This is a genomic window from Actinokineospora auranticolor, assembly GCF_041897805.1.
GTDB classification, from domain to species: Bacteria; Actinomycetota; Actinomycetes; order Mycobacteriales; family Pseudonocardiaceae; genus Actinokineospora; species Actinokineospora auranticolor.
This window is the reverse complement of sequence record NZ_CP154825.1, coordinates 528,314-546,426: the sequence shown is the minus strand read 5'-3', so window position 1 is coordinate 546,426 and position 18,113 is coordinate 528,314. Positions and strand designations below refer to the sequence as shown.

The following is an 18,113-nucleotide window of genomic DNA, read 5'->3' as shown; positions in this document are numbered from 1 at the left end:
TCCCCGGCGTCCGCGTCCGGTTCCGGCATACCCGCCGGTCGGACGGGCAAGATGGCCCCGTGACCGTAGCGAGGCGCGGGCTGACCCCGCGCGAGTACCGGCAGGAGATCGTCGACCTGGTGCCGCGGCTGCCCGTGGCGCCGCGACCGCTGGGGAGGTGCGTCGGCCTGGTGCTCGCCGAGGACGTGGTGTCGGGCGTGTCGCTGCCGCCGTTCGACAACTCCGCCATGGACGGGTACGCGGTTCGCGCGTCCGATGTGGCCGGTGCGAGCGCGGACCAACCGGTCCGGCTCCCGGTCGCCGACGACATCCCGGCGGGGCGGGTCGATGTGCGGCCGTTGGCGCCGGGAACCACGCAGCGGATCATGACCGGTGCGCCGATGCCCGCCGGTGCGGACGCCGTAGTGCAGGTGGAGCACACAGACGGCGGTACGGACGTCGTACGTATCGATGTGTCGGTAACCGAACGGACCCATGTGCGGTTCAGCGGTGAAGACGTCGCGGTAGGCACTGTCGTGCTGCGGGCGGGCACTGTTCTGCACGCACCCCAACTGGGCCTCGCAGCGGCGATCGGGGTGGGCGAACTGCCCGTGCGTCGTCCGCCGAGGGTTCTCGTCTTGTCGACGGGCTCGGAGTTGGTCGCCCCTGGGGAGCCGTTGCCGCCGGGGCACATCTACGAGTCCAACAGCGTCTTCTTGGCCGCGGCCGTGCAAGAGATCGGCGGTGAGGCCACCGTGCTGCGGTTCGTCCCGGACGACGTGGACGCCTTCCGGTCGACGATCGCCGCTCACGCCGCCGAGGCGGACCTGCTCATCACGTCCGGCGGGGTGAGCGCGGGCGCCTACGAGGTCGTCAAGGACGCCTTGGACGGTCATGGCGTGGAGTTCGTCCGGGTCGCGGTACAGCCGGGCGGGCCGCAGGGGCGTGGGGTGTTCGAGGGGCTTCCGGTCGTCACGTTGCCGGGCAATCCGGTAAGCGCCGCCCTGTCGTTCGAGTTGTTCGTGCGCCCGGCGCTGTTGACCGCGCTCGGGCACACCGGGGTCGACCGAGCGCGTACCCGCGCCAAGACAACCGTCGCGATGTCCTCGCCCTCGGGGCGCGTGCAGTACCGACGAGGCTGCCACGACGCGGGTCAGGTGGAGGTCGTCCCGGTGGGTGGGCCGGGATCCCACCTGCTGGCCTCCTTCGCGGCTTCCAACTGCCTCATCGAGATACCGGCGGGCGTGGACCGCGTCGAGGTCGGCGACGAGGTTGACCTGGTACTTCTTGATTGAAAGTCGGCAACAGGTTTGTGGTTCGGATGGTCATTTCCCCACGGAGACCGTTGATCCCCAAGTCCTGCCCGGTTAGACTGGGTGCGCTCCGTACGGGGCGCTCGATCTTGAGGCACCCGATCTCGCGTGTCCGCCGTCGGGGGGCGCGCACGCGGATATCGGGTGCCTCAAGCTTTCCCAGGCGGTGGCTACCTTCCTGGGCAGGTGCCCGGTTGGCGTAGCGTGTGCGGAAATCCGGCCGACTCGCGAGGAACCAGCGACCAGATGACCGCTCAGCAGCCCCAGAAGGCAGGCGCGCTCCAGCACGCCGTCGAGTTGACCAAGAGCATCATCCCGCCGGTGCACCCCGGTGGCAGGCCCTTCATCCTGGGCGCGATCGCGGCGACGCTGGCGGTGCGCCGGGCGTCGCGGCGGGCGGGTGTGCTCAGCGCGGTGTTCACGGCCTGGCTGGCGTGGTTCTTCCGCGAGCCCAAGCGCGTCACGCCGCGTCGTCCGGGGATCGCGGTGGCGCCCGCCGACGGCACGGTGTCGCACGTCGTCGAGGCGGTGCCGCCCGCCGAGCTGGAGCTGGGCTCGGCGCCGATGCTGCGGGTCAGCGTGTTCCTGTCGGTGTTCGACGTGCACGTCCAGCGCGTGCCCGCCTCCGGCGAAGTGGTGCGCGCGGTGCACAAGTCCGGCCAGTTCCTCTCCGCCGACCTCGACGAGGCCAGCGAGGTCAACGAGCGCAACAGCCTGCACCTGCGCACCGAGGACGGCCAGGACCTGGCCGTCGTGCAGATCGCGGGGCTGGTGGCGCGGCGGATCATCTGTCAGGTCTCCGACGGTGACAAGGTGCTCGCGGGCGCCACGTACGGCCTGATCCGCTTCGGGTCGCGTGTGGACCTCTACGTGCCCGTGGGCAGCCGTGTGCTCGTAGAGCCCGGACAGCGCACTATCGGTGGGGAGACCATCTTGGCCGAGTTGCCGTCGGGGGCCTGACCATGGCCCCGACAGCGCCCGGCGTCCGGCTGCTGCCGAACGCGCTGACCGTGCTCGCCATGTGCGCCGGTCTGTCGGCGGTGCAGTTCACGCTCAACCGCCAGTACAGCGCCGCCATCGCGGCCATCGCCATCGCCGCGGTGCTCGACAGCCTCGACGGCCGCATCGCCCGGCTGCTCGACGCGACCAGCAAGATGGGCGCAGAGCTGGACTCGCTGGCCGACGCGATCTCGTTCGGCGTCGCGCCCGCGCTGATGATCTACATCTGGCGGTTCGGCGGCGACCGGGTCGGCTGGGTCGTGGCGTTGGTATTCGCCGTCTGCATGATCCTGCGCTTGGCGCGGTTCAACACGCTGCTGGACGACTCCGAGCAGCCGCTGTACGCCAAGGAGTTCTTCGTCGGCGTCCCCGCGCCCGCGGGCGGGCTGCTGGCGCTGGTGCCGCTGATCCTGACCAACGAGTTCGGCGACCACGGGCACTGGTGGCAGTCGAAGGCCGCGGTGATGGTGTGGACGGTCGCCATCGCGGCCCTGCTGATCAGCCGCATCCCGACGCTGTCGGTGAAGACCATCAAGGTCTCCCCGCGCGCGGTGGCGCCGCTGCTGGTCGGCGTGGGCCTGCTGGCCGCCGCGGTGATCACCTACCCGCAGATCTCCCTGTGCCTGATCCTGGCGCTGTACCTGCTGCACATCCCCTACGCGGTGCGCCGCAAGCAGTGGCTCGCCAAGCACCCCGAGGCCTGGGCCGTGCCGCCGAGCGAGCGCCGCGCGATCCGCCGGGCGCACGGCTCCAGCCGCCGCCTCGGCCTGCGCCCGCCGCTGCGCCGGGTCGCGGGCGCCGCCCGCCGGGCCGTCATGCGGCCGATCCGCAACGGCGACCAGCACCAGATCGCGCTGCCCAAGGACCCGCGCCCGGTCCCGCGCACCCGCGGCTGGCGCCGCACCGGCCTGCGCAAACACCAGCGCCCCGGCGAGTCCAAGACCCGCTGACGCAATCACTCGCAGGAGTGACATCGGGGCCTGTGGACAACTTTCTCTGCGATCGGCGCGAACCCTCTAGTCTCGACGTCGTGGGATCACCGTTCTCTGCTCAGATCACGCTGACGGCGCGCCTTTCGCCGTCGGCCCTCGACACCCGCCGCGGTGTCGTCCGCCTGCACCCCGAGGTGTTCGGCGCGCTCGGGTTGCGCCAGTGGGACGCCGTGCGGCTCACCGGCGCCCGGATCAGCGCCGCCCTGGCCGCCGAGGGCGACCACGCGGGCGCCACGGGTGTCGTGCTGCTCGACGACGTCACCATGTCCAACCTCGGGGTCACCGAGGGCGCGGAGGTGGTGGTGTCCCCTGTGGAGGTCACCGCCGCGCGGTCGGTCACGGTCGCAGGGTCGCGCCTGGCGTCGGTGTCGCTCACACCGGAGACGGTCCGCCTGGCGCTGCTGGGCAAGGTGTTGACGATCGGCGACGCGGTGTCGCTGCTGCCGCAGGACCTCGCGCCGCCGCCGGGCGCGGACGTGCCGGGGGTGCGGGGTCAGCTCTCGCGCGCCATCGGGATGACGTGGACGACCGAGCTGCTCACCATCACCGCGGTCGAGCCGTCGGGCGCGGTCACGGTCCACCCGTCCACTGTGGTCGGTTGGCGCGACGGGGTGCGCACGGGCGAGCGCGGGCAGGCCCCCGCGGTCGGTCAGGCCGGGGCGGGTCAGGTGACGGCGGCCGTGGTCGAGTCGGCCGAGCCGGTCGACCTGGCGGACGAGGTGGTCGAGGCGCCGGAGCCGGTGCCGGTGCCGCTGGCCGACCTGGTGGGCTCGACGGACGCGGCGCGCAAGCTGGGCGAGTGGTTCGAGCTGGCGTTCACCCGGCCGGAGCTGCTGGCGAAGCTGGGCGCGGCGCCCCGGCTCGGCGTGCTGATCACCGGGCCGGAGGGCGTGGGCAAGGCGACGGTGGTGCGGTCGGTGGCGCACTCGATCGACGCCGAGGTGGTCGAGCTGGTCGGGCCGACGGTGGCGGTGCTGGAGGCGAACGCGGCGGCGAGCCGGGTCAACGCGGCGATCCGCGCGGTCCGCGAGCACTCGGCGGCCGGGCGCGCGGCCATCCTGATGATCAACGACGTCGACGCGCTGCTACCCGCCACTTCCCCACCGCCCCTGGCCACGGTCGTGCTGGAGGCACTGCGCTCGGCAATCGGCACCCCCCGCGTCGCGCTGGTGGCCACCACGGCCCACCCCGAGGCGGTCGACCCCCGACTGCGCGGCGTCGAACTGGTGGACCGCGAACTACGCCTCCCCCTGCCGGACGGCAAGAACCGCACCGAGCTACTACGCGTCCTATTCCGCGATCTCCCCGTCGAGTCCGGTGTGGACTTCCCGGCGCTGGCCGAGCGCACCCCGGGCTTCGTCGCGGCGGACCTCATCGCCCTGCGCCGTGAAGCCGCTATCCGCGCCGCGCTGCGCCACAGTGGCGACGGCGACCCCCGCATCGCCACCGAAGACGTCTTCGGCGCCCTGGAAACCGTCCGCCCCACCTCGGTCAGCACCTCGGACACCGTGCGCGCGGGCGACATCCAGCTCGACGACGTCGGCGACATGGTCGAGACCAAGCAGGCGCTGACCGAGTCGGTCCTCTGGCCGCTGCGCTACCCGGATTCCTTCGCCCGCCTGGGCGTGGCCCCACCGCGCGGCGTGCTCCTCTACGGCCCACCCGGCGGCGGCAAGACCTTCCTCGTCCGCGCGCTCGCGGGCACCGGCCAACTCAACGTCATCGCGGTCAAGGGCGCCGAACTCATGGACAAATGGGTGGGCGAGTCCGAACGAGCCGTCCGCGAACTGTTCCGCCGCGCCAGCGAAGCCGCCCCCGCCCTCATCTTCCTGGACGAGGTCGACGCCCTCGCCCCCCGCCGCGGCCAGTCCTCCGACTCGGGCGTCGCCGACCGCGTCGTGGCCGCCCTGCTCACCGAACTCGACGGCGTCGAACCCCTCCGCGACGTGGTCGTGGTCGGCGCGACCAACCGCCCCGAACTGGTCGACCCGGCCCTGCTCCGCCCCGGCCGCCTGGAACGCCTCATCTACGTCCCCCCACCCGACGCCGAGGCCCGGTCCGCAATCCTCCGCGCCACCAGCCGCAACACCCCCCTCGCCGACGACGTCGACCTGGACACCTACGCCCAATCCCTCGACGGCTACTCCGCCGCAGACTGCTCCGCCCTAATCCGCGAAGCCGCCCTCACCGCCATGCGGGAATCCCTCGACGCCACCGTGGTCACCACCGCCCACCTCACCAAGGCCAGGACCAACGTCCGCCCCTCCCTCGACCCCGCCCAACTCGCCTCCCTCGAGGCCTACGCCAACTCGCGCACCCCTTAGCCCTCGATCCCCCACCCCCGCCTCACTCCACCCCTTTCACTCCACCCACCCGCTCCACTCACCCCACGCCTCCTGCCCACCCACGCCCCCGCCACACCCCGACGACCCCAATCCCCAACCTCACCCAGCCCGACCCACCCCGGCGGGCCGCTTCACCGCGCCCACATTCCTCGCCCCTCGCCAACTCCCGCACCCCCTAGCCACCCATGCCCCACCCCCGCCGCACTCCACCCCTGCTCGCCCACATGCCACTCCACTCGCCCCGTCCATCCCCTTGCCCGCCCTGCCCCACAGCCCACCCCGCCTGCCAGACCCTGACGGCCTCAACCCCACCCAGCCCTGCTCGGCCCTGCCCTACCCAGCGCGGCCCAGCCCAGCTCTGCCCGGCCCTGCCCTGCCCAGCCCAGCGCGGCCCAGCCCAGCGCGGCCCCGCCCCGCGCGGCCCCGCCCCGCGCGGCCCCGCCCCGCTCGGCCCAGCCCCGCTCGGCCTGGCCCGCTCGGCCTGGCCCGCTCGGCCTGGCCCGCTCGGCCTGGCCTGGCCTGGCCCAACGATCATCGGGCCGCTTCACCGCGCCCTCGCCCGCCCCTGCTCCCCTAGCCACCCGTCCAACCCGCTCCACCTCTTCTCACCCGCCACCCACTTCACTCACTCCGTGCCCCTGCGCGGCCACCCTGCCCGCCAATCACGACGCACCGGACCTCACTCGCCCGCCCCAACCACCCCCAAGGTCGCCGCTGCCTGCGGCCACCATCTCGACCGCAGCCGGGTAGCTGCCCACCGACAACTCGCCGCGCCGGGTTCACGGAGGTGGTTCGAGGCAGCTCGAGCAGGCCCATGGTCACCGGCGCGCCGAGCGGACCATCGAAGACCTCGGCGCGGGACGCGTGCTCGTGCCCGCGCAGCCTGACGAGGCCATCGACAGGGTGCGAGTATCGATCAGGTCGACCGTGGGCACCCACCTGCCGCACCTGCCCTCAGCCGGGTCCTCGGCACAACACAGCCAGCTCCGCGGCCAATTTGGCCGCACCCACACCGGCCGCGCCATGCCAAACTCGACCACCGATCGGGGCTGTCCACGGCACACGGCCGCGACGTGGACCAAGGCACCGCATCGGCTATCGACGCCGTCCGGAGTTTCGTCTTGGCACTACCCGACATCCGGGTCGGCCACTCGCCGATCTCCCGGTATGACCGGCGTACGAGACATCATGTCCGCAGTCCGCTCCAATCGGACGGTGTCTCGTGAGCGGCGGACGGCGGGTGGTCGGAGAAGGATGGTGGTCCGCCGGTGGACGGTTTCCGAAGTCCGCAGTGGACCTCAGCTCAGCCGCAGATGTGGTGCAGGGCGTGGGCCGTGCGGGCTACTCGGTCGCGGTGCCTGGGGAGCAGCACCCGGTCGAGTCGGTGGGCCCAGTCGGTGGTCACGTGGGCCGGGATGTCGCAGTCCGCGGGCATCAGGACCGCCAGAGTCTGGGCTCCGATGAGCATCGCCGTGATGCCCATGGCCTCCTCCGTCGTATTCACCGTCGGTCGCACTTCTCCCACGAGCACGGCCTCATCCAGCAGGTCCCGCGCAACCGCAACCAGGCCGAGGAAGTGGGCTCCCGCCACCAGGTCGAACAACTCCGCCGTGATCACCAGCCGCACGGCTACGCGGACAAGTGGGGTGGTTCGGGCGGATTCGGTGAGTTCCGTGGTGGCGTCCACCAGGGCCAGCACCGGGTCGCGGGTCGCTGCCCAGGCCCGGCCCCGGACCTGGTGGGCGTGGGCCAGGTAGTCCTCCACGACCGCCACCGCCAGCGCCTGCTTCGACGGGAAGTGCCTGTACAGCGCCCCTTTCGTCAACTCCACCCTCCTGCACACCGCGTCCAGGGACGTCTCCTCGTAGCCGTCGCGGTCGAACAGGTCGATCGCGGCGGTGACCAGGCGGGCCCGGGTTCGGGGGCCTTGTGCGCGTTCAACCACGACACTGCACCTCCGTCGACTGTCAGGTCCGGCCGATGTCGCGCGGTGGACCCCACCGCAGCCGCAGCAGGGCTTCGGGGCGGGCCAGGGCGGTCAGCCACGTGCGCAGCGCGCGGGTGACGCCGACGGCCGGTTCGTCCTCAGTGGTCAGTGCGAGCCCCATCCGCTCCACTCCTACCAGTGCGGTGACGATGGCGCCCGCCGCCCGGTTCAGGTCGACGGCCGCGCGCAGTTCGCCCCGGTATTGGGCTTCCTGCAACAGGTCGTGGACCGCACGTGTCCAGCGCCGGGTTTGGGACCTGGCGCGGGTCTGGTAGCCGGGCATCTGGAACAGCAGTTTCGCCGTCACCTGTTGGCGGGCGTGCACGTGCACGAGGTCGACCAACACCTGTAGCGGCGCGCGGTGCCGCCCGTGCAGCGCGGCGCGGGCGGTCATCAGCGCGCGCTCCTCGTGGTCGAGCACGGCGAGTGCGAGGTCGCGCTTGGAGGCGAAACAACCGTACAGCGCACCCTTCGTGACCCCGGCGATGGTGCAGACCTCGTCAACAGTGGCTCTGCGGTAGCCCATGCGGTCGAACACGACCACCGCCGCACCCAGAAGTGCTTGCCTCGTCGCAGACACTCCTCCGAGTCTGCCGAGCGCGCGGGAACCCGTCTAGGGGCCTTCTGTCAGGGAATCGCTGCGCCGCAAGGCGGATCGGTGAATTCCCCGGTATCCGTGGGAGAACACCCGATCTCGACCGGGACGGGGGATGCGCGGCCCGCGCGGTCGGTGGATCATCGAGGCAATGGCGGAGGGTGATCTGCGGCCGGTCGACGTCGAGGTCTACCGGGCGCTGCTGGACCAATCCGGCACCACGACCGAACTGGGCGCGCGGCTCGGCATGGATGTCGGCAGGCTCGGCTCGGTGCTGCGCGGGCTGGTGGCGAAGGAACTGGTGAGCCGGTCCAGCGGCAGGCCCGCGCGGTTCACCGCGGTGGCCCCCGAGGTGGGGCTGGGCGGGCTGGTGCTGCGCCGGGAACGGGAACTGGAGCGGGTCCGCGCGTTGCAGGCGGAGCTGCGGGAGTGGCAGCGGCGCAAGGTGCGCGACGTCGACCCGGCCGAGCTGCTGGAGGTCGTGCGCGGCGGCGAGGAGATCAGCAAGCGGGCCGCGCAGCTCATGCGGTCGGCGGTCGACGAGGTCCGGTTCGTGGACAAGCCGCCGTACGCGCAGCCGCCGTCGGTGTTGCACCCGGTCGAGCGCGAGTTGCTCGGTCGGGGCGTGCGGTTCCGCGGCGTCTACGACCGGTCGGCGGTCGAGCTGCACCACCTGGAGGCCGACCTGGAGGCGGGGGTAGCGCTGGGCGAGCAGGCCCGGGTGGTGGCGGACGCGCCGCTGAAGATGATCCTGGTGGACGGGGTGCGCTGCATCCTGCCGCTCGACTCGACCGCGCCCGACCTCGGCACGGCGCTGGTGGTGCGGCCGTGCACGCTGCTCGACGCGCTGGGCGAGCTGTTCGAGAGCCTGTGGAAGCACGCCATGCCGTTCGCCGTGCACACCACGCCCGAACTGTCCGTTGTGGACTCGCGGATGTTGACCCTGCTCACCGCCGGGCTGCCGGACCGCAGCATCGCCAAGCAACTCGGCCTGAGCTACCGGACCTTCCAGCGCAGGCTGCGCGACCTGATGGACGCGCTCGGCGCGCAAACCCGCTTCCAGGCGGGTTTGCGCGCCGCGGAACAGGGCTGGGTGCCCGTGGACCTGCCGCCCGCGCGGTGAGGCGGGCCGCGCCCGGAAGCCACCCCGGGCGCGGCCCCATCCACCTCATCCCGCGCGGTAGGCCTTCTGCACGGTCTGCACAACGGTGTTGCCGAGGCTGTCCCGGGCCTCGGTGCGCAGCCACACGTCACCGGTGGTCCGCGGTGCCGTAACGGTCCAGACACCGCCGCCAGACGGCTTGACCTGCGCGTCCTGCCAGGTCTTCCCGTCGGTCGACGTGGCCACCCGGACCCAGGCCACCGAGCCCGCGTTGCGCGCGCCGAGCGGTTGCGCGGCGGCCACGTCGAAGGTGCGCGCGGTCAGCGTGTTGTCCGGGGACAGGCCCAGCCGGTAGTCGAGCTGGATGAGCGGCTGGAACGCGCACTTCGTGCCGTGCAGGCAGGAGTAGCCGGACGGGGGTTCGACCGTCGACGGCGCCGAGGTGAACGTCCACGACGTGTCCGTCCTGGTCGCGTGCGCGAGCAACGGCGTGCTCGGCGCCCCGTTCTGACCGGGCCCCGCGAGCGCGTCTGTGACATCGAGCCGGTAAACCGCACTCTGGGGCAGCAACGGGAACCTGGGGAACAGCGCCATGTCCTCCGGCAGCGGCTTGATCTCCTCGGTGCCGCGGAAGAGCCGGGCCGTGGTAGTGGTGAAGTACTTCGCGTTCTCGTACGGACCCACGTACCCGGTGCCGTCTGTCCACTGTAGAGCCGGGGTGAACAGGTCGCCCTCCCGGCAGTTCGAGCACAGCACCCGCCACCGGCCTTCCGCGGCCGGGTACCGCGCCGGGTGGTCCGGACCGAGCTGCGCGGCGGTGGCGCGCAGCGGCGCGGCGAACCAGTGCTCGTCCGGCCGGGTCCGTTCGGTCGGCTGGTAGGTGTTGAGCTGGTTCATCGACAGCGCGGCGCGGTTCGCCATCTCGGTCACCACCCGCTTCCACACCACCCCCGGGTCACCCGGGCCGGTGTACTCGGTCCAGCTACCCGGCACCGGGATGCGCACGGCCTGGTTGAACTGCGTCTTCCACAGGCCGTTGGGGAAGGCGTAGTAGGTCTTCTGCGCGGTCACGCCGGGCTGGTCGGCGTGGTAGGTGGTCCGGGTCGCGACGAGCTGGTCCGGCCGCAGTGTGCGCGAGTGCTGCTTGGGCACCCCGTTGCGGTCGAGCACGTCGAGGTTGAACATCGCGTCCGGCGCGGGCCGCACGGTGATCGTCAGCGGCCCGGTCGCGGCCCGCAACCGTTCCCCCTCGGCGTTGCCCAGGGCGAACACCGGCAGCGGCGGCGCGGTGAGCGCCACCGGGAGCGCGCCCGGCGCGTCGACGTAGGTGACCAGCGCCGCCGCCCCCGCCTTGGCCGCGGCCTGGGCGGCGGCCGAAGTCGCCTGGTTGACCGCGGCGACCGGGTCGGGCGCGTTCGGCGGCACGGCGATCTTGGCCAGCACCGCCTTGCCCTTGGCGTCGGCGGCACCCGGCGCGACGACCGGGACCTCGTGGCCACCCGGCCAGGTCGAGGTCACCGTGGGGACGTCGTAGGTCGGCGTGTACCGCTGTCCCGCCACCACCATGTCAACCGCGGCCGTGCCGAGCGTCGCGTGGTCTTGGAGGCTGATCGCCCCGACCTTGGCCGGAGCCGACGGCGTCACGCGGACCTCGGTACCGCTCGGCCCGGCACTGGTGCCGACCTCGGTGATGTAGCCATCGCGACCGGCCATCGCGGGCAGCACGCGGCGCAGGGCCACCGTGCGGTCCCGCTGGTCGGTGGGCACCGTGGTACCGATCTCCACGGGCACGGCGGACCGCGCGTCGAGGGTGATGGTGGTGGCCTTGTCGACCCGCACTTCCGGCGCGCTCAGCCCGGTCCAGCGCCGCACCGCGACGCCGCGCTCGGTCACCGAGCCCAGCGCGGAGTACGTGCCGAACGGCAACTGCACGCTGCCCTCGCCGTCGACGAGGTCCACGGCGTAGGTGAGGTCGGCCAGGAACGGGTCGTTGGGCCGGGACGTGCCGAGGGCGTCGTCGATGAGCTGGACCACCGTCTGCTGGGCGGGCCGACCGGCCGAGTCCAGCACGCGCACCGAGACCGGGAACAGGTCCGGGGCGTTGTACGTGCTCACCGGGGTCCGGACGGACTCCCCGTCGCTCGTGGTGGCCACGACCGTGCCGCCGTAGACACCGTCCGGGCCCACCTCGGGGTTGACCGTGACGGTCACCGGCACCGTGGAGCGCGGCGCGACCGCGACCGCCTTGGCACCCAGGACCATCTCGTTCTTCGGCATCGGCTTGCCGTCCCACGACTGCACACCGAGGTCGAGCGCGAGCGTCTTCGCCGTCGAACCGTTGTTGGTGAAGGTCATCGTGCGGCTGGTCGAGTCGCCACCGTCGACCTTGCCGAAGCTCGCCGACGCCAGCCCGGTCGCCGACTGCCGCACGGCGCGCGCCACGTCGAGTCTGCCCGCGCCCTGCTCGTACCACTTCGCGCCCACGTCGGCCGCGGTGGAGACCAGCGCGTTCTTGATGGTCTGCCCCGTCCAGTCCGGGTGCTGCTGGGCCAGCAGCAGGGCCGCGCCCGCGACGTGCGGCGTGGCCATGGAGGTGCCCTCGGCCGCGGTGTAGGAGTCGTCGACGGGGTCGCCCATCGACGTGCCCGCCGCGCGCGCCGCCACGATGCCCACGCCCGGTGCCACGATCTCGGGTTTGACCAAGGCGTCCCGCAGGCGGGGGCCGCGGCTGCTGAACCAGGCCAGCTTGTCCTCGCGGTCGACCGCGCCGACGGTGAGCGCCGACGCGGCGGCACCGGGGGTGCTGATCGCGCGGTCCGCCGAGCCGTAGTTGCCCGCGGCGACCACGAACAGCGTGCCGGTCTCCGCCGAGAGGCGGTCGACGAGTTCGCTGAGCGGGTCGGTGCCGTCGGTGATCCCGGCGCCGAGGCTCATGTTGACGACCTTGACCTTCTGCGCCACGGCCCACTCCACGCCCGCCATGACCTGCGACATGTCGCCGGTCCCGGTGCCGTCGAACACCTTCGCCGAGACCAGGGTCGCGCCGGGGGCCATGCCGCGGTAGCGGCCGTCGGACGCCTTGCCGGTGCCCGCGAGGATCGAGGCGACGTGCGTGCCGTGACCGTAGTGGTCCTCACCATCGCCGTCGGGGCTGAAGTCCGCCTTGGCCGCTACCCGACCCTCGAGGTCGGGGTGCGTCTCGTCGATGCCGGTGTCCACGACCGCGACCCTGGTCCCGGTGCCGTCGAACCCGAGGTCCCAGGCGGCGGGCGCGCCGACCTGGCGGGTGCTGCGGTCGAGCGCGACCTCGACCTTGCGGTCGAGGGAGACCTCCGCGACGCCGAGGGTGTCGGTGGTCAGCGACCGCCAGAACTGCGGCGCGCGGGTCTTGTCGACCTTCACGGCCAGCGCGTGCGCGAGCCGGACGCTGGGCACCAGCGAGGTCGGGCGGCCGTCGGGGCGGGCGATCACCGGGATGGCGCCGGTGGCGGTGTCCTGCCTGCCGTCGTGCAGCAGGGTGCGGACGTTGAACAGCTCGGGGTCCAGTTTGTGGGAAGTCACCAACCCGACCGCGTCCGACGGGTAGACGAACACACCGTCCGATGTGGACATCGTGGTGAACGTCGGGCTGGTGCCGTCGGCGCGGGTCGCGGGCTCCACCCGGACCGTGCCGTCCGACTCCCGGTAGTCGACGACGTCACCGGTGATCAGCGTGATCCGCGTGCCCGCCGCGGCGGCGGGCCGATCAGGTGGGGCTGCTTGGGCGGGTGCGGCGCCGTAGTAGGTGACCGCGGTGGCGACAAGGGCGACCGCGGTACCGAGACGCAAGAAGGGGGGCATGTGGCCTCCTCGAACAGGGTTTGTCCGAGGATGAGCCGACGTGCGCAGTTGGTAAACGGTTCACCACGGCGGCAAGTCGCCGTCGGCGACAAGCCGCCACGGGCCCCGACCGCGATCGCGGTCGGGGCCCGTGGCGTCCGGTGCGGGGGTCGCCCACCGGACGCGCCGGACGGACTCGACGTCAGTTCAGGGCGCCGGGCGTCCGCACGTGCCTGCTGAAGTTGAGCTGGTTGTTGTCGGTGTCGGAGCTGACCACGTCACGGCCGTTGGCCGCGGCCAGCTGGTCGTCCACGGTGACCTGCGACAGCGCCGCGGCACCTTCGCGAGCGTTGTTCGCGCCCGCGGAGAAGGCCACTCCGTCCACCTTCGCGCCACCGACGGAGTAGATCGCCACGCCGCCGTTGTCGGGGATGCCGACGAGGCCGGGGATGGCGTACGGCAGCGTCTGGCCGTCGGCGGTGCCGGAGAAGTTCGGGCCGAGCAGCGTCACGAACTCACCGGGGTTGCTCCGGGGCGCCAGCTGGATCCCCATGAGCGGGATGGTGTCGACCAGCACGTTCGTGGAGCTGTAGACGCGCAGCACGTAGTTGGACAGGTCGATGTAGTTGAGGCTGACGTTGCGGATCTCGACGAACTCGTCCTGCGCCCCGTTCGGCCCGCGGGTCGCGACCTCGTTGACCAGCACGGTCGACGACACCAGGGGGGCGCTGTCCGGTGCCGCGGTGGCGACCGAGGAGAGGGCCACGGCGGCGCCGCTTGCCAGGGTGGCGGTGATCACGGCGGCGGTCAGGAATCGACGCATGGGAAAACCTTTCGAATGGTTGTTGGATTCTCGGAACCGGGATCGACAGTTCCCAGTGACACCAACAATGCCGCAGTTGCGAGCCCCGGAGTAAGGGGCCAATTCCGCATTACCGGCCGGACAATCCGACGAGACCACGATGGTCGGCGTGCCTGTCCCGGCGCGCCGACGCCGCGGCCAGGTCGAGGTCGGGGCGCGGCACCTCCAGCACCTGCCCCAGCCAGTCCCGCCAGTACGGGCCAGGTATCCGCTTCCCCCGCTCCCACCGGGATACGGCCTCTCGGGTGATGGCCTCGTTCCCGGACACCTCCAGCAGCCTGGTCGCCAGGTCGTCCTGGGTCAGGCCCTGCTCGCGCCGCAGCCGCGGCAACACCTCGCTGATCGGCGCCAGTCTTCGCTCCCGGGACGCGTCCTGTGGTTCTCGACGCACAGCTCCGCCTTTCTCATCGGGATGTGACACGGCGATACTGCCGGCACTCACCGTGCTTTCAGACAAAGCATCACGGTGATACCCGGGGAATATGGCGGGCATTCCGACCGGCGAATGCCGCGTCCAGCAATCGGGTGTCGAGGTAGAGCCGGAACTGCCTGATCAGGTCGCCGTCGACGGCGATGGAGAGCACGAAGTCGTGGTCGACCAGCGGTCCACCGGCGGGGACCCTGGCCCGCATTCGGCCCATGAACACCGCCGCCGATCGGTCCACCACCAGGCCGCGCGCGGTGATGCGGACCGGTTCGACGGCGGCGGTGACGGCGATGAAGAAGGACTCCACTTCGCGCGGGTTGGCCGCGGCGCGGGGCCACGGGGCGCGCGGGATCGGCGAGACCCACAGGTCGACGGTGTCGGCGAAGAGCCTGCTGGCGCCGAGCGCGTCGCGCACCGCCCAACGGGACACCAGCCGCTGCATGGCCAGCATGACGGTGTCCCGGGAGCCGCTCACGGGTTCACCCGGCTCGTCGGGCCGCGGACGGTCCACGTGCTCGGAGTGGACCGTCACCCCAGTGGCAGTGCGCAGGCGAAGTCACGCCGGTTGTTGTCCGTGTCGGTGCTCGTGGCGTCGCGGCTCAGCGCCCAGCCGCCGCAGTCCGGCGCGTGCTCGGCCTCGCGGCACGGCGACTGCGGTGACACCGCGACCCGGTCGACCACCGAGCCGTCGGCGGCCAAGAGCCGGTAGCCGTCGCCCGCGACCTCGCCGACGTACAGGTCGGCGGTGCCCCCGAAGTCGAGGCCCGCGATGACGTAGTGCGCGCCGGGTTCGAGTCGGGTGCTGTCGGGCAGCACGGCCAGGTCCGTGATCTGCCTCCCCGCGCAGGACTGCACCGTCCAGCCGCTCAGGTCGAGTTCGCGCGACGACGTGTTGTGCAGGTCGGCGTAGCCCGCGGGACCCGCGGGCCGGGTGCCGTGCAGCTTCACCGGGATGGCCCCGGGCCCGACGAGCAACGATCCCAGGACGGTGACGACGGCGGCCTCGCGGCTCAGGGCGAACATGCGAACAGTCTCGCGCGGCGCGGTCGCCGGGGTCAGGGGCCAATAACCCGTCCGGATACCGCCCAACGGCGCTCCCGGACCGGGACTACTTGTTGTTGTCCCGGGTGGTTCCGTAGTCCTTGGTGACGATGAGGATCAGGCCGGGGCTGGCGTCCTTGATGCCGTCGAAGCGCGGCTCCACCTGGAAGCCGTACTCGTCGCCCAGCTTGTGCGCGGCGGCTTCCTGGCTCGTGCCGGGCTCGTAGAACACCGTCGTGTGGGGGATGAGACCGCGGTAGGCGCCGACCTGGGTGATCTGCCAGCCCTTGGCGGCCAGATCGTTGGCGGCGCGGTGGGCCAGGCCCTCGATGGTGCTGTTGTTGTAGACGCGCAACGGCTCGGTCGGGGCGCCGGGCTGCTGGCCCGGCTGCGTCGGCTGCTGGGTGGGGGTGCCCGCCGGGGGGTTCGTCGTGGGGTTGGCCGGTGCCGAGGTCGTGGTGGGCGCCGTGGTCGCGGGCTTCGACGGGGTGGGCACCGAGGTGGTCAGGTCGCCGCTCGGCGGGATGGGCAGGGCGGTGGTCGTGGTCACCGCGGGCGGGGTGGTGGCCGCCTGGCCGCCGCCGGTGTCGTCGCCGTCGAGCAGGGTGATCACACCGATCACCGCCGAGGCCGCGGCGACCGCGAGGAGGGTCAGGCCAACGACCCGACCGGTGCGGGCCGAGCCTCCGGGGTCAGTCGTCATCGCGCGGTTCCTCGTGTCGCAAGGGGACGGGGTTCACCTGGGGTCGATCCCGAGGCGGCGGGCGGAGCGGGCGCGCTGGCGGGTGGCGCGCATCCGGCGCAGGCGCTTGACCAGCATCGGGTCGGCCGCCAGGGCCTCGGTCTTCTCGATCAGCTCGTTGAGCACCTGGTAGTAGCGCGTGCTCGACATCTCGAACAGCTCCCGGATCGCCTGGTCCTTGGCGCCCGCGTACTTCCACCACTGCCGTTCGAAGGCCAGGATCGCCCGCTCGCGCTCGCTGAGCCCGGCGCCGGGCGGCTGCTCGGGCCCGGAGGGCATCTCAGCGGCGTCCATCTAGTCTTCCTCGCCTCACGGTCGGCTCCGCGCTCGTCCGGACGAAGATCACCTGAGTCGGTGACCCGCCCGCGCCATTACACCACGTCACCACCGGATGTGATCGTCACGTCGGCGGCGCGTCCCGGCGCTGTCCTAACTACCCTGGACCCATGACAGTTCACCCGATCCGGATCGTCGGCGACCCGGTGCTGCACCACCCCACCAAGCCGGTCGAGCGGTTCGACGACGAGCTCAAGGTGCTGGTCGAGGACATGTTCGAGACCATGGCCGCGGCCCACGGTGTCGGCCTGGCCGCCAACCAGATCGGCGTGGACCTGCGGCTGTTCGTCTACGACTGCCCCGACGACGAGGGCGTGGTGCACCGGGGGCTGGTGGTGAACCCGGTGCTGACCACCTCGGAGATCCCCGAGGGCATGCCCGACCCGGACGACGACTTCGAGGGCTGCCTGTCGGTCCCGGGCGAGACCTTCCCGACCGGCCGCGCGGCGTGGGCGAAGGTGGTCGGGCAGGACATCGAGGGGAACGCGATCGAGGTGGAGGGCACTGGCTTCTTCGCCCGCTGCCTCCAACACGAGACCGACCACCTCGACGGCTACCTCTACCTGGACCGCCTGACCGGCCGCCACACCAAAGAAGCGAAGCGGATGATCAAGGCGAACAAGTGGGGCGTACCGGGCAACGAATGGGACCCGGCCAACAGCGAGGACCCCTTCGCCTCCTGACCTCTGCCTTCTCCGGCCGCGAAGATCAGCGCTTTGGTCTAGACCCGTTGTCCACATGGGCTTGGGTTGTCCACAGGGTTTCGCGCGCCCCTTCCCGCTGGTCCAACGCCGATAGACTGGAAGCGCTATTCACAGGGTTGATCTCCGCTGAAAAGGACAACGGCCCCAGCCGGTAGAATTGGGTTCCTCTCGCAGAATCCGACCTACAGGTGGGGCCGTTGCGGTATCAGTCTGCTACGGGGCTTGATCGAGGTCGGATCGTGGAGTTGGTCTCCCGTGCACATCAGATCATCGGCGCCGATTCGGCGCGTGGTCGACGCCCACTCCTGGGCGTGTTCAGGTCGGTGGTACTCACGTTGACATCGGCCCGCCAGAACATGAGCCACACGGTCGCGGCCGACCTCGTCGGCGTGAACCAATCCACCGTCTCGCGCGTCTTCCGCCGGTTCCTTCCACTGATCGACCAAGCGTCATGCCTTCACGTCCCGCCCTTTCCCGGCGTGCTGACCGGCCGCGTAGGGATCATCGACGGCACCCCACTCCCCACCGGCGACCGCGCTGGTCACCGGGACGACCACTCCGACACAGGGCGCCGATCCGGACCGAACGTCCAGGTCATGTCCGACCTCGACGGACAACTCCTGGCCATCTCGACGCCGACCAAGGGATCCACCCACGATCGGCGAGCGGCCAGACGAGCCACGGTCGAACGATGCATCGCCCACGTCAAACACTGGAAAATGGTCTCACCCGATATAGAGGGCCATATCGAGAGTTCCCCGCGATCATTCGGATCATCACAACACTCGAGTTCTACCGACTCGTCCGGTAGGACATATGAATAGCACTCTGGAGCAGAGCTACCCCCGGAGGAGGGCGGGGCTGCGGATG

16 protein-coding genes are annotated in these 18,113 nt (G+C 71.6%); 7 read left to right on the top strand and 9 right to left on the bottom strand.

The annotated features are described in order from the left end of the window. The first annotated feature begins 59 nt into the window (after window positions 1-59). From glp to V5P93_RS02735, 4 genes are all read left to right on the top strand, one after another. Window positions 60-1,274 (top strand): gephyrin-like molybdotransferase Glp, encoded by a 1,215-nt coding sequence (glp, locus tag V5P93_RS02750; RefSeq protein WP_374065253.1) that lies wholly within the window; start codon window positions 60-62, stop codon window positions 1,272-1,274. A gap of 264 nt (window positions 1,275-1,538) precedes the next feature. After that, the gene (locus tag V5P93_RS02745) at window positions 1,539-2,252 is read left to right on the top strand and encodes a phosphatidylserine decarboxylase (RefSeq protein WP_104477611.1); all 714 of its coding nucleotides are present in this window, start codon (window positions 1,539-1,541) and stop codon (window positions 2,250-2,252) included. Window positions 2,253-2,254: 2 nt separating this feature from the next. Beyond that, window positions 2,255-3,241, top strand: a complete 987-nt coding sequence (gene pssA / locus V5P93_RS02740) for a CDP-diacylglycerol--serine O-phosphatidyltransferase (RefSeq protein ID WP_104477613.1) — start codon at window positions 2,255-2,257, stop codon at window positions 3,239-3,241. 80 nt (window positions 3,242-3,321) lie between these two features. Next, entirely contained in the window at window positions 3,322-5,607 is a 2,286-nt protein-coding gene (locus V5P93_RS02735; protein ID WP_104477615.1) for an AAA family ATPase, read from the top strand. A 1,324-nt stretch (window positions 5,608-6,931) separates the two neighbouring features. On the opposite strand, the gene V5P93_RS02730 is transcribed toward V5P93_RS02735, so the two are convergent. Beyond that, entirely contained in the window at window positions 6,932-7,573 is a 642-nt protein-coding gene (locus V5P93_RS02730) for a TetR/AcrR family transcriptional regulator (RefSeq protein WP_104477617.1), read from the bottom strand. A 22-nt stretch (window positions 7,574-7,595) separates the two neighbouring features. Further along, window positions 7,596-8,195, bottom strand: a complete 600-nt coding sequence (locus V5P93_RS02725; RefSeq protein WP_281261643.1) for a TetR family transcriptional regulator — start codon at window positions 8,193-8,195, stop codon at window positions 7,596-7,598. A 166-nt stretch (window positions 8,196-8,361) separates the two neighbouring features. On the opposite strand from V5P93_RS02725, the gene V5P93_RS02720 reads away from it, so the two are divergent. Continuing rightward, window positions 8,362-9,333 carry a helix-turn-helix domain-containing protein gene (locus tag V5P93_RS02720; RefSeq protein WP_104477844.1) on the top strand — a complete coding sequence of 324 codons (972 nt, stop codon included), beginning with the start codon at window positions 8,362-8,364 and terminating at the stop codon, window positions 9,331-9,333. 45 nt (window positions 9,334-9,378) lie between these two features. Here V5P93_RS02720 and V5P93_RS02715 read toward each other — a convergent pair whose 3' ends face one another. The 7 genes from V5P93_RS02715 to V5P93_RS02685 all read right to left on the bottom strand — a co-directional run bounded on the left by V5P93_RS02715 (window position 9,379) and on the right by V5P93_RS02685 (window position 16,497). Further along, window positions 9,379-13,152: a S8 family peptidase gene (locus V5P93_RS02715; RefSeq protein WP_104477621.1), complete on the bottom strand. Its 3,774-nt coding sequence runs from the start codon at window positions 13,150-13,152 to the stop codon at window positions 9,379-9,381. A 181-nt stretch (window positions 13,153-13,333) separates the two neighbouring features. After that, the gene (locus V5P93_RS02710) at window positions 13,334-13,954 is read right to left on the bottom strand and encodes a lamin tail domain-containing protein (RefSeq protein ID WP_245931097.1); all 621 of its coding nucleotides are present in this window, start codon (window positions 13,952-13,954) and stop codon (window positions 13,334-13,336) included. Window positions 13,955-14,063: 109 nt separating this feature from the next. Continuing rightward, a complete protein-coding gene (locus tag V5P93_RS02705; protein WP_245931099.1) occupies window positions 14,064-14,384 on the bottom strand; it encodes a helix-turn-helix transcriptional regulator in 321 nt (106 codons plus the stop codon). A gap of 70 nt (window positions 14,385-14,454) precedes the next feature. Next, the gene (locus V5P93_RS02700) at window positions 14,455-14,895 is read right to left on the bottom strand and encodes a nuclear transport factor 2 family protein (RefSeq protein WP_146107941.1); all 441 of its coding nucleotides are present in this window, start codon (window positions 14,893-14,895) and stop codon (window positions 14,455-14,457) included. A gap of 53 nt (window positions 14,896-14,948) precedes the next feature. Continuing rightward, a complete protein-coding gene (locus tag V5P93_RS02695) occupies window positions 14,949-15,443 on the bottom strand; it encodes a lamin tail domain-containing protein (protein WP_104477628.1) in 495 nt (164 codons plus the stop codon). Between the two features lie 85 nt (window positions 15,444-15,528). Continuing rightward, window positions 15,529-16,164: a LytR C-terminal domain-containing protein gene (locus V5P93_RS02690; RefSeq protein WP_104477630.1), complete on the bottom strand. Its 636-nt coding sequence runs from the start codon at window positions 16,162-16,164 to the stop codon at window positions 15,529-15,531. A 33-nt stretch (window positions 16,165-16,197) separates the two neighbouring features. Then, window positions 16,198-16,497, bottom strand: coding sequence for a DUF3263 domain-containing protein (locus V5P93_RS02685; protein ID WP_104477632.1), 300 nt, complete (start codon window positions 16,495-16,497; stop codon window positions 16,198-16,200). Window positions 16,498-16,649: 152 nt separating this feature from the next. Here V5P93_RS02685 and V5P93_RS02680 point away from each other — a divergent pair, with 152 nt between their 5' ends. Next, window positions 16,650-17,222, top strand: a complete 573-nt coding sequence (locus V5P93_RS02680; RefSeq protein WP_104477634.1) for a peptide deformylase — start codon at window positions 16,650-16,652, stop codon at window positions 17,220-17,222. Window positions 17,223-17,599: 377 nt separating this feature from the next. Then, window positions 17,600-18,067, top strand: coding sequence for a transposase (locus tag V5P93_RS02675; RefSeq protein WP_374066410.1), 468 nt, complete (start codon window positions 17,600-17,602; stop codon window positions 18,065-18,067). Window positions 18,068-18,113 lie beyond the last annotated feature (46 nt).

Excerpts from the sequence above, each read along its gene's own strand:
- V5P93_RS02745 (WP_104477611.1), top strand. The coding sequence starts at position 1,539 with ATGACCGCTCAGCAGCCCCAGAAGGCAGGCGCGCTCCAGCACGCCGTC.
- V5P93_RS02720 (WP_104477844.1), top strand. The coding sequence starts at position 8,362 with ATGGCGGAGGGTGATCTGCGGCCGGTCGACGTCGAGGTCTACCGGGCG.
- V5P93_RS02685 (WP_104477632.1), bottom strand. The coding sequence starts at position 16,497 with ATGGACGCCGCTGAGATGCCCTCCGGGCCCGAGCAGCCGCCCGGCGCC.
- V5P93_RS02715 (WP_104477621.1), bottom strand. The coding sequence starts at position 13,152 with ATGCCCCCCTTCTTGCGTCTCGGTACCGCGGTCGCCCTTGTCGCCACC.
- V5P93_RS02710 (WP_245931097.1), bottom strand. The coding sequence starts at position 13,954 with ATGCGTCGATTCCTGACCGCCGCCGTGATCACCGCCACCCTGGCAAGC.
- V5P93_RS02690 (WP_104477630.1), bottom strand. The coding sequence starts at position 16,164 with ATGACGACTGACCCCGGAGGCTCGGCCCGCACCGGTCGGGTCGTTGGC.
- V5P93_RS02695 (WP_104477628.1), bottom strand. The coding sequence starts at position 15,443 with ATGTTCGCCCTGAGCCGCGAGGCCGCCGTCGTCACCGTCCTGGGATCG.
- V5P93_RS02680 (WP_104477634.1), top strand. The coding sequence starts at position 16,650 with ATGACAGTTCACCCGATCCGGATCGTCGGCGACCCGGTGCTGCACCAC.
- V5P93_RS02675 (WP_374066410.1), top strand. The coding sequence starts at position 17,600 with ATGAGCCACACGGTCGCGGCCGACCTCGTCGGCGTGAACCAATCCACC.
- pssA (WP_104477613.1), top strand. The coding sequence starts at position 2,255 with ATGGCCCCGACAGCGCCCGGCGTCCGGCTGCTGCCGAACGCGCTGACC.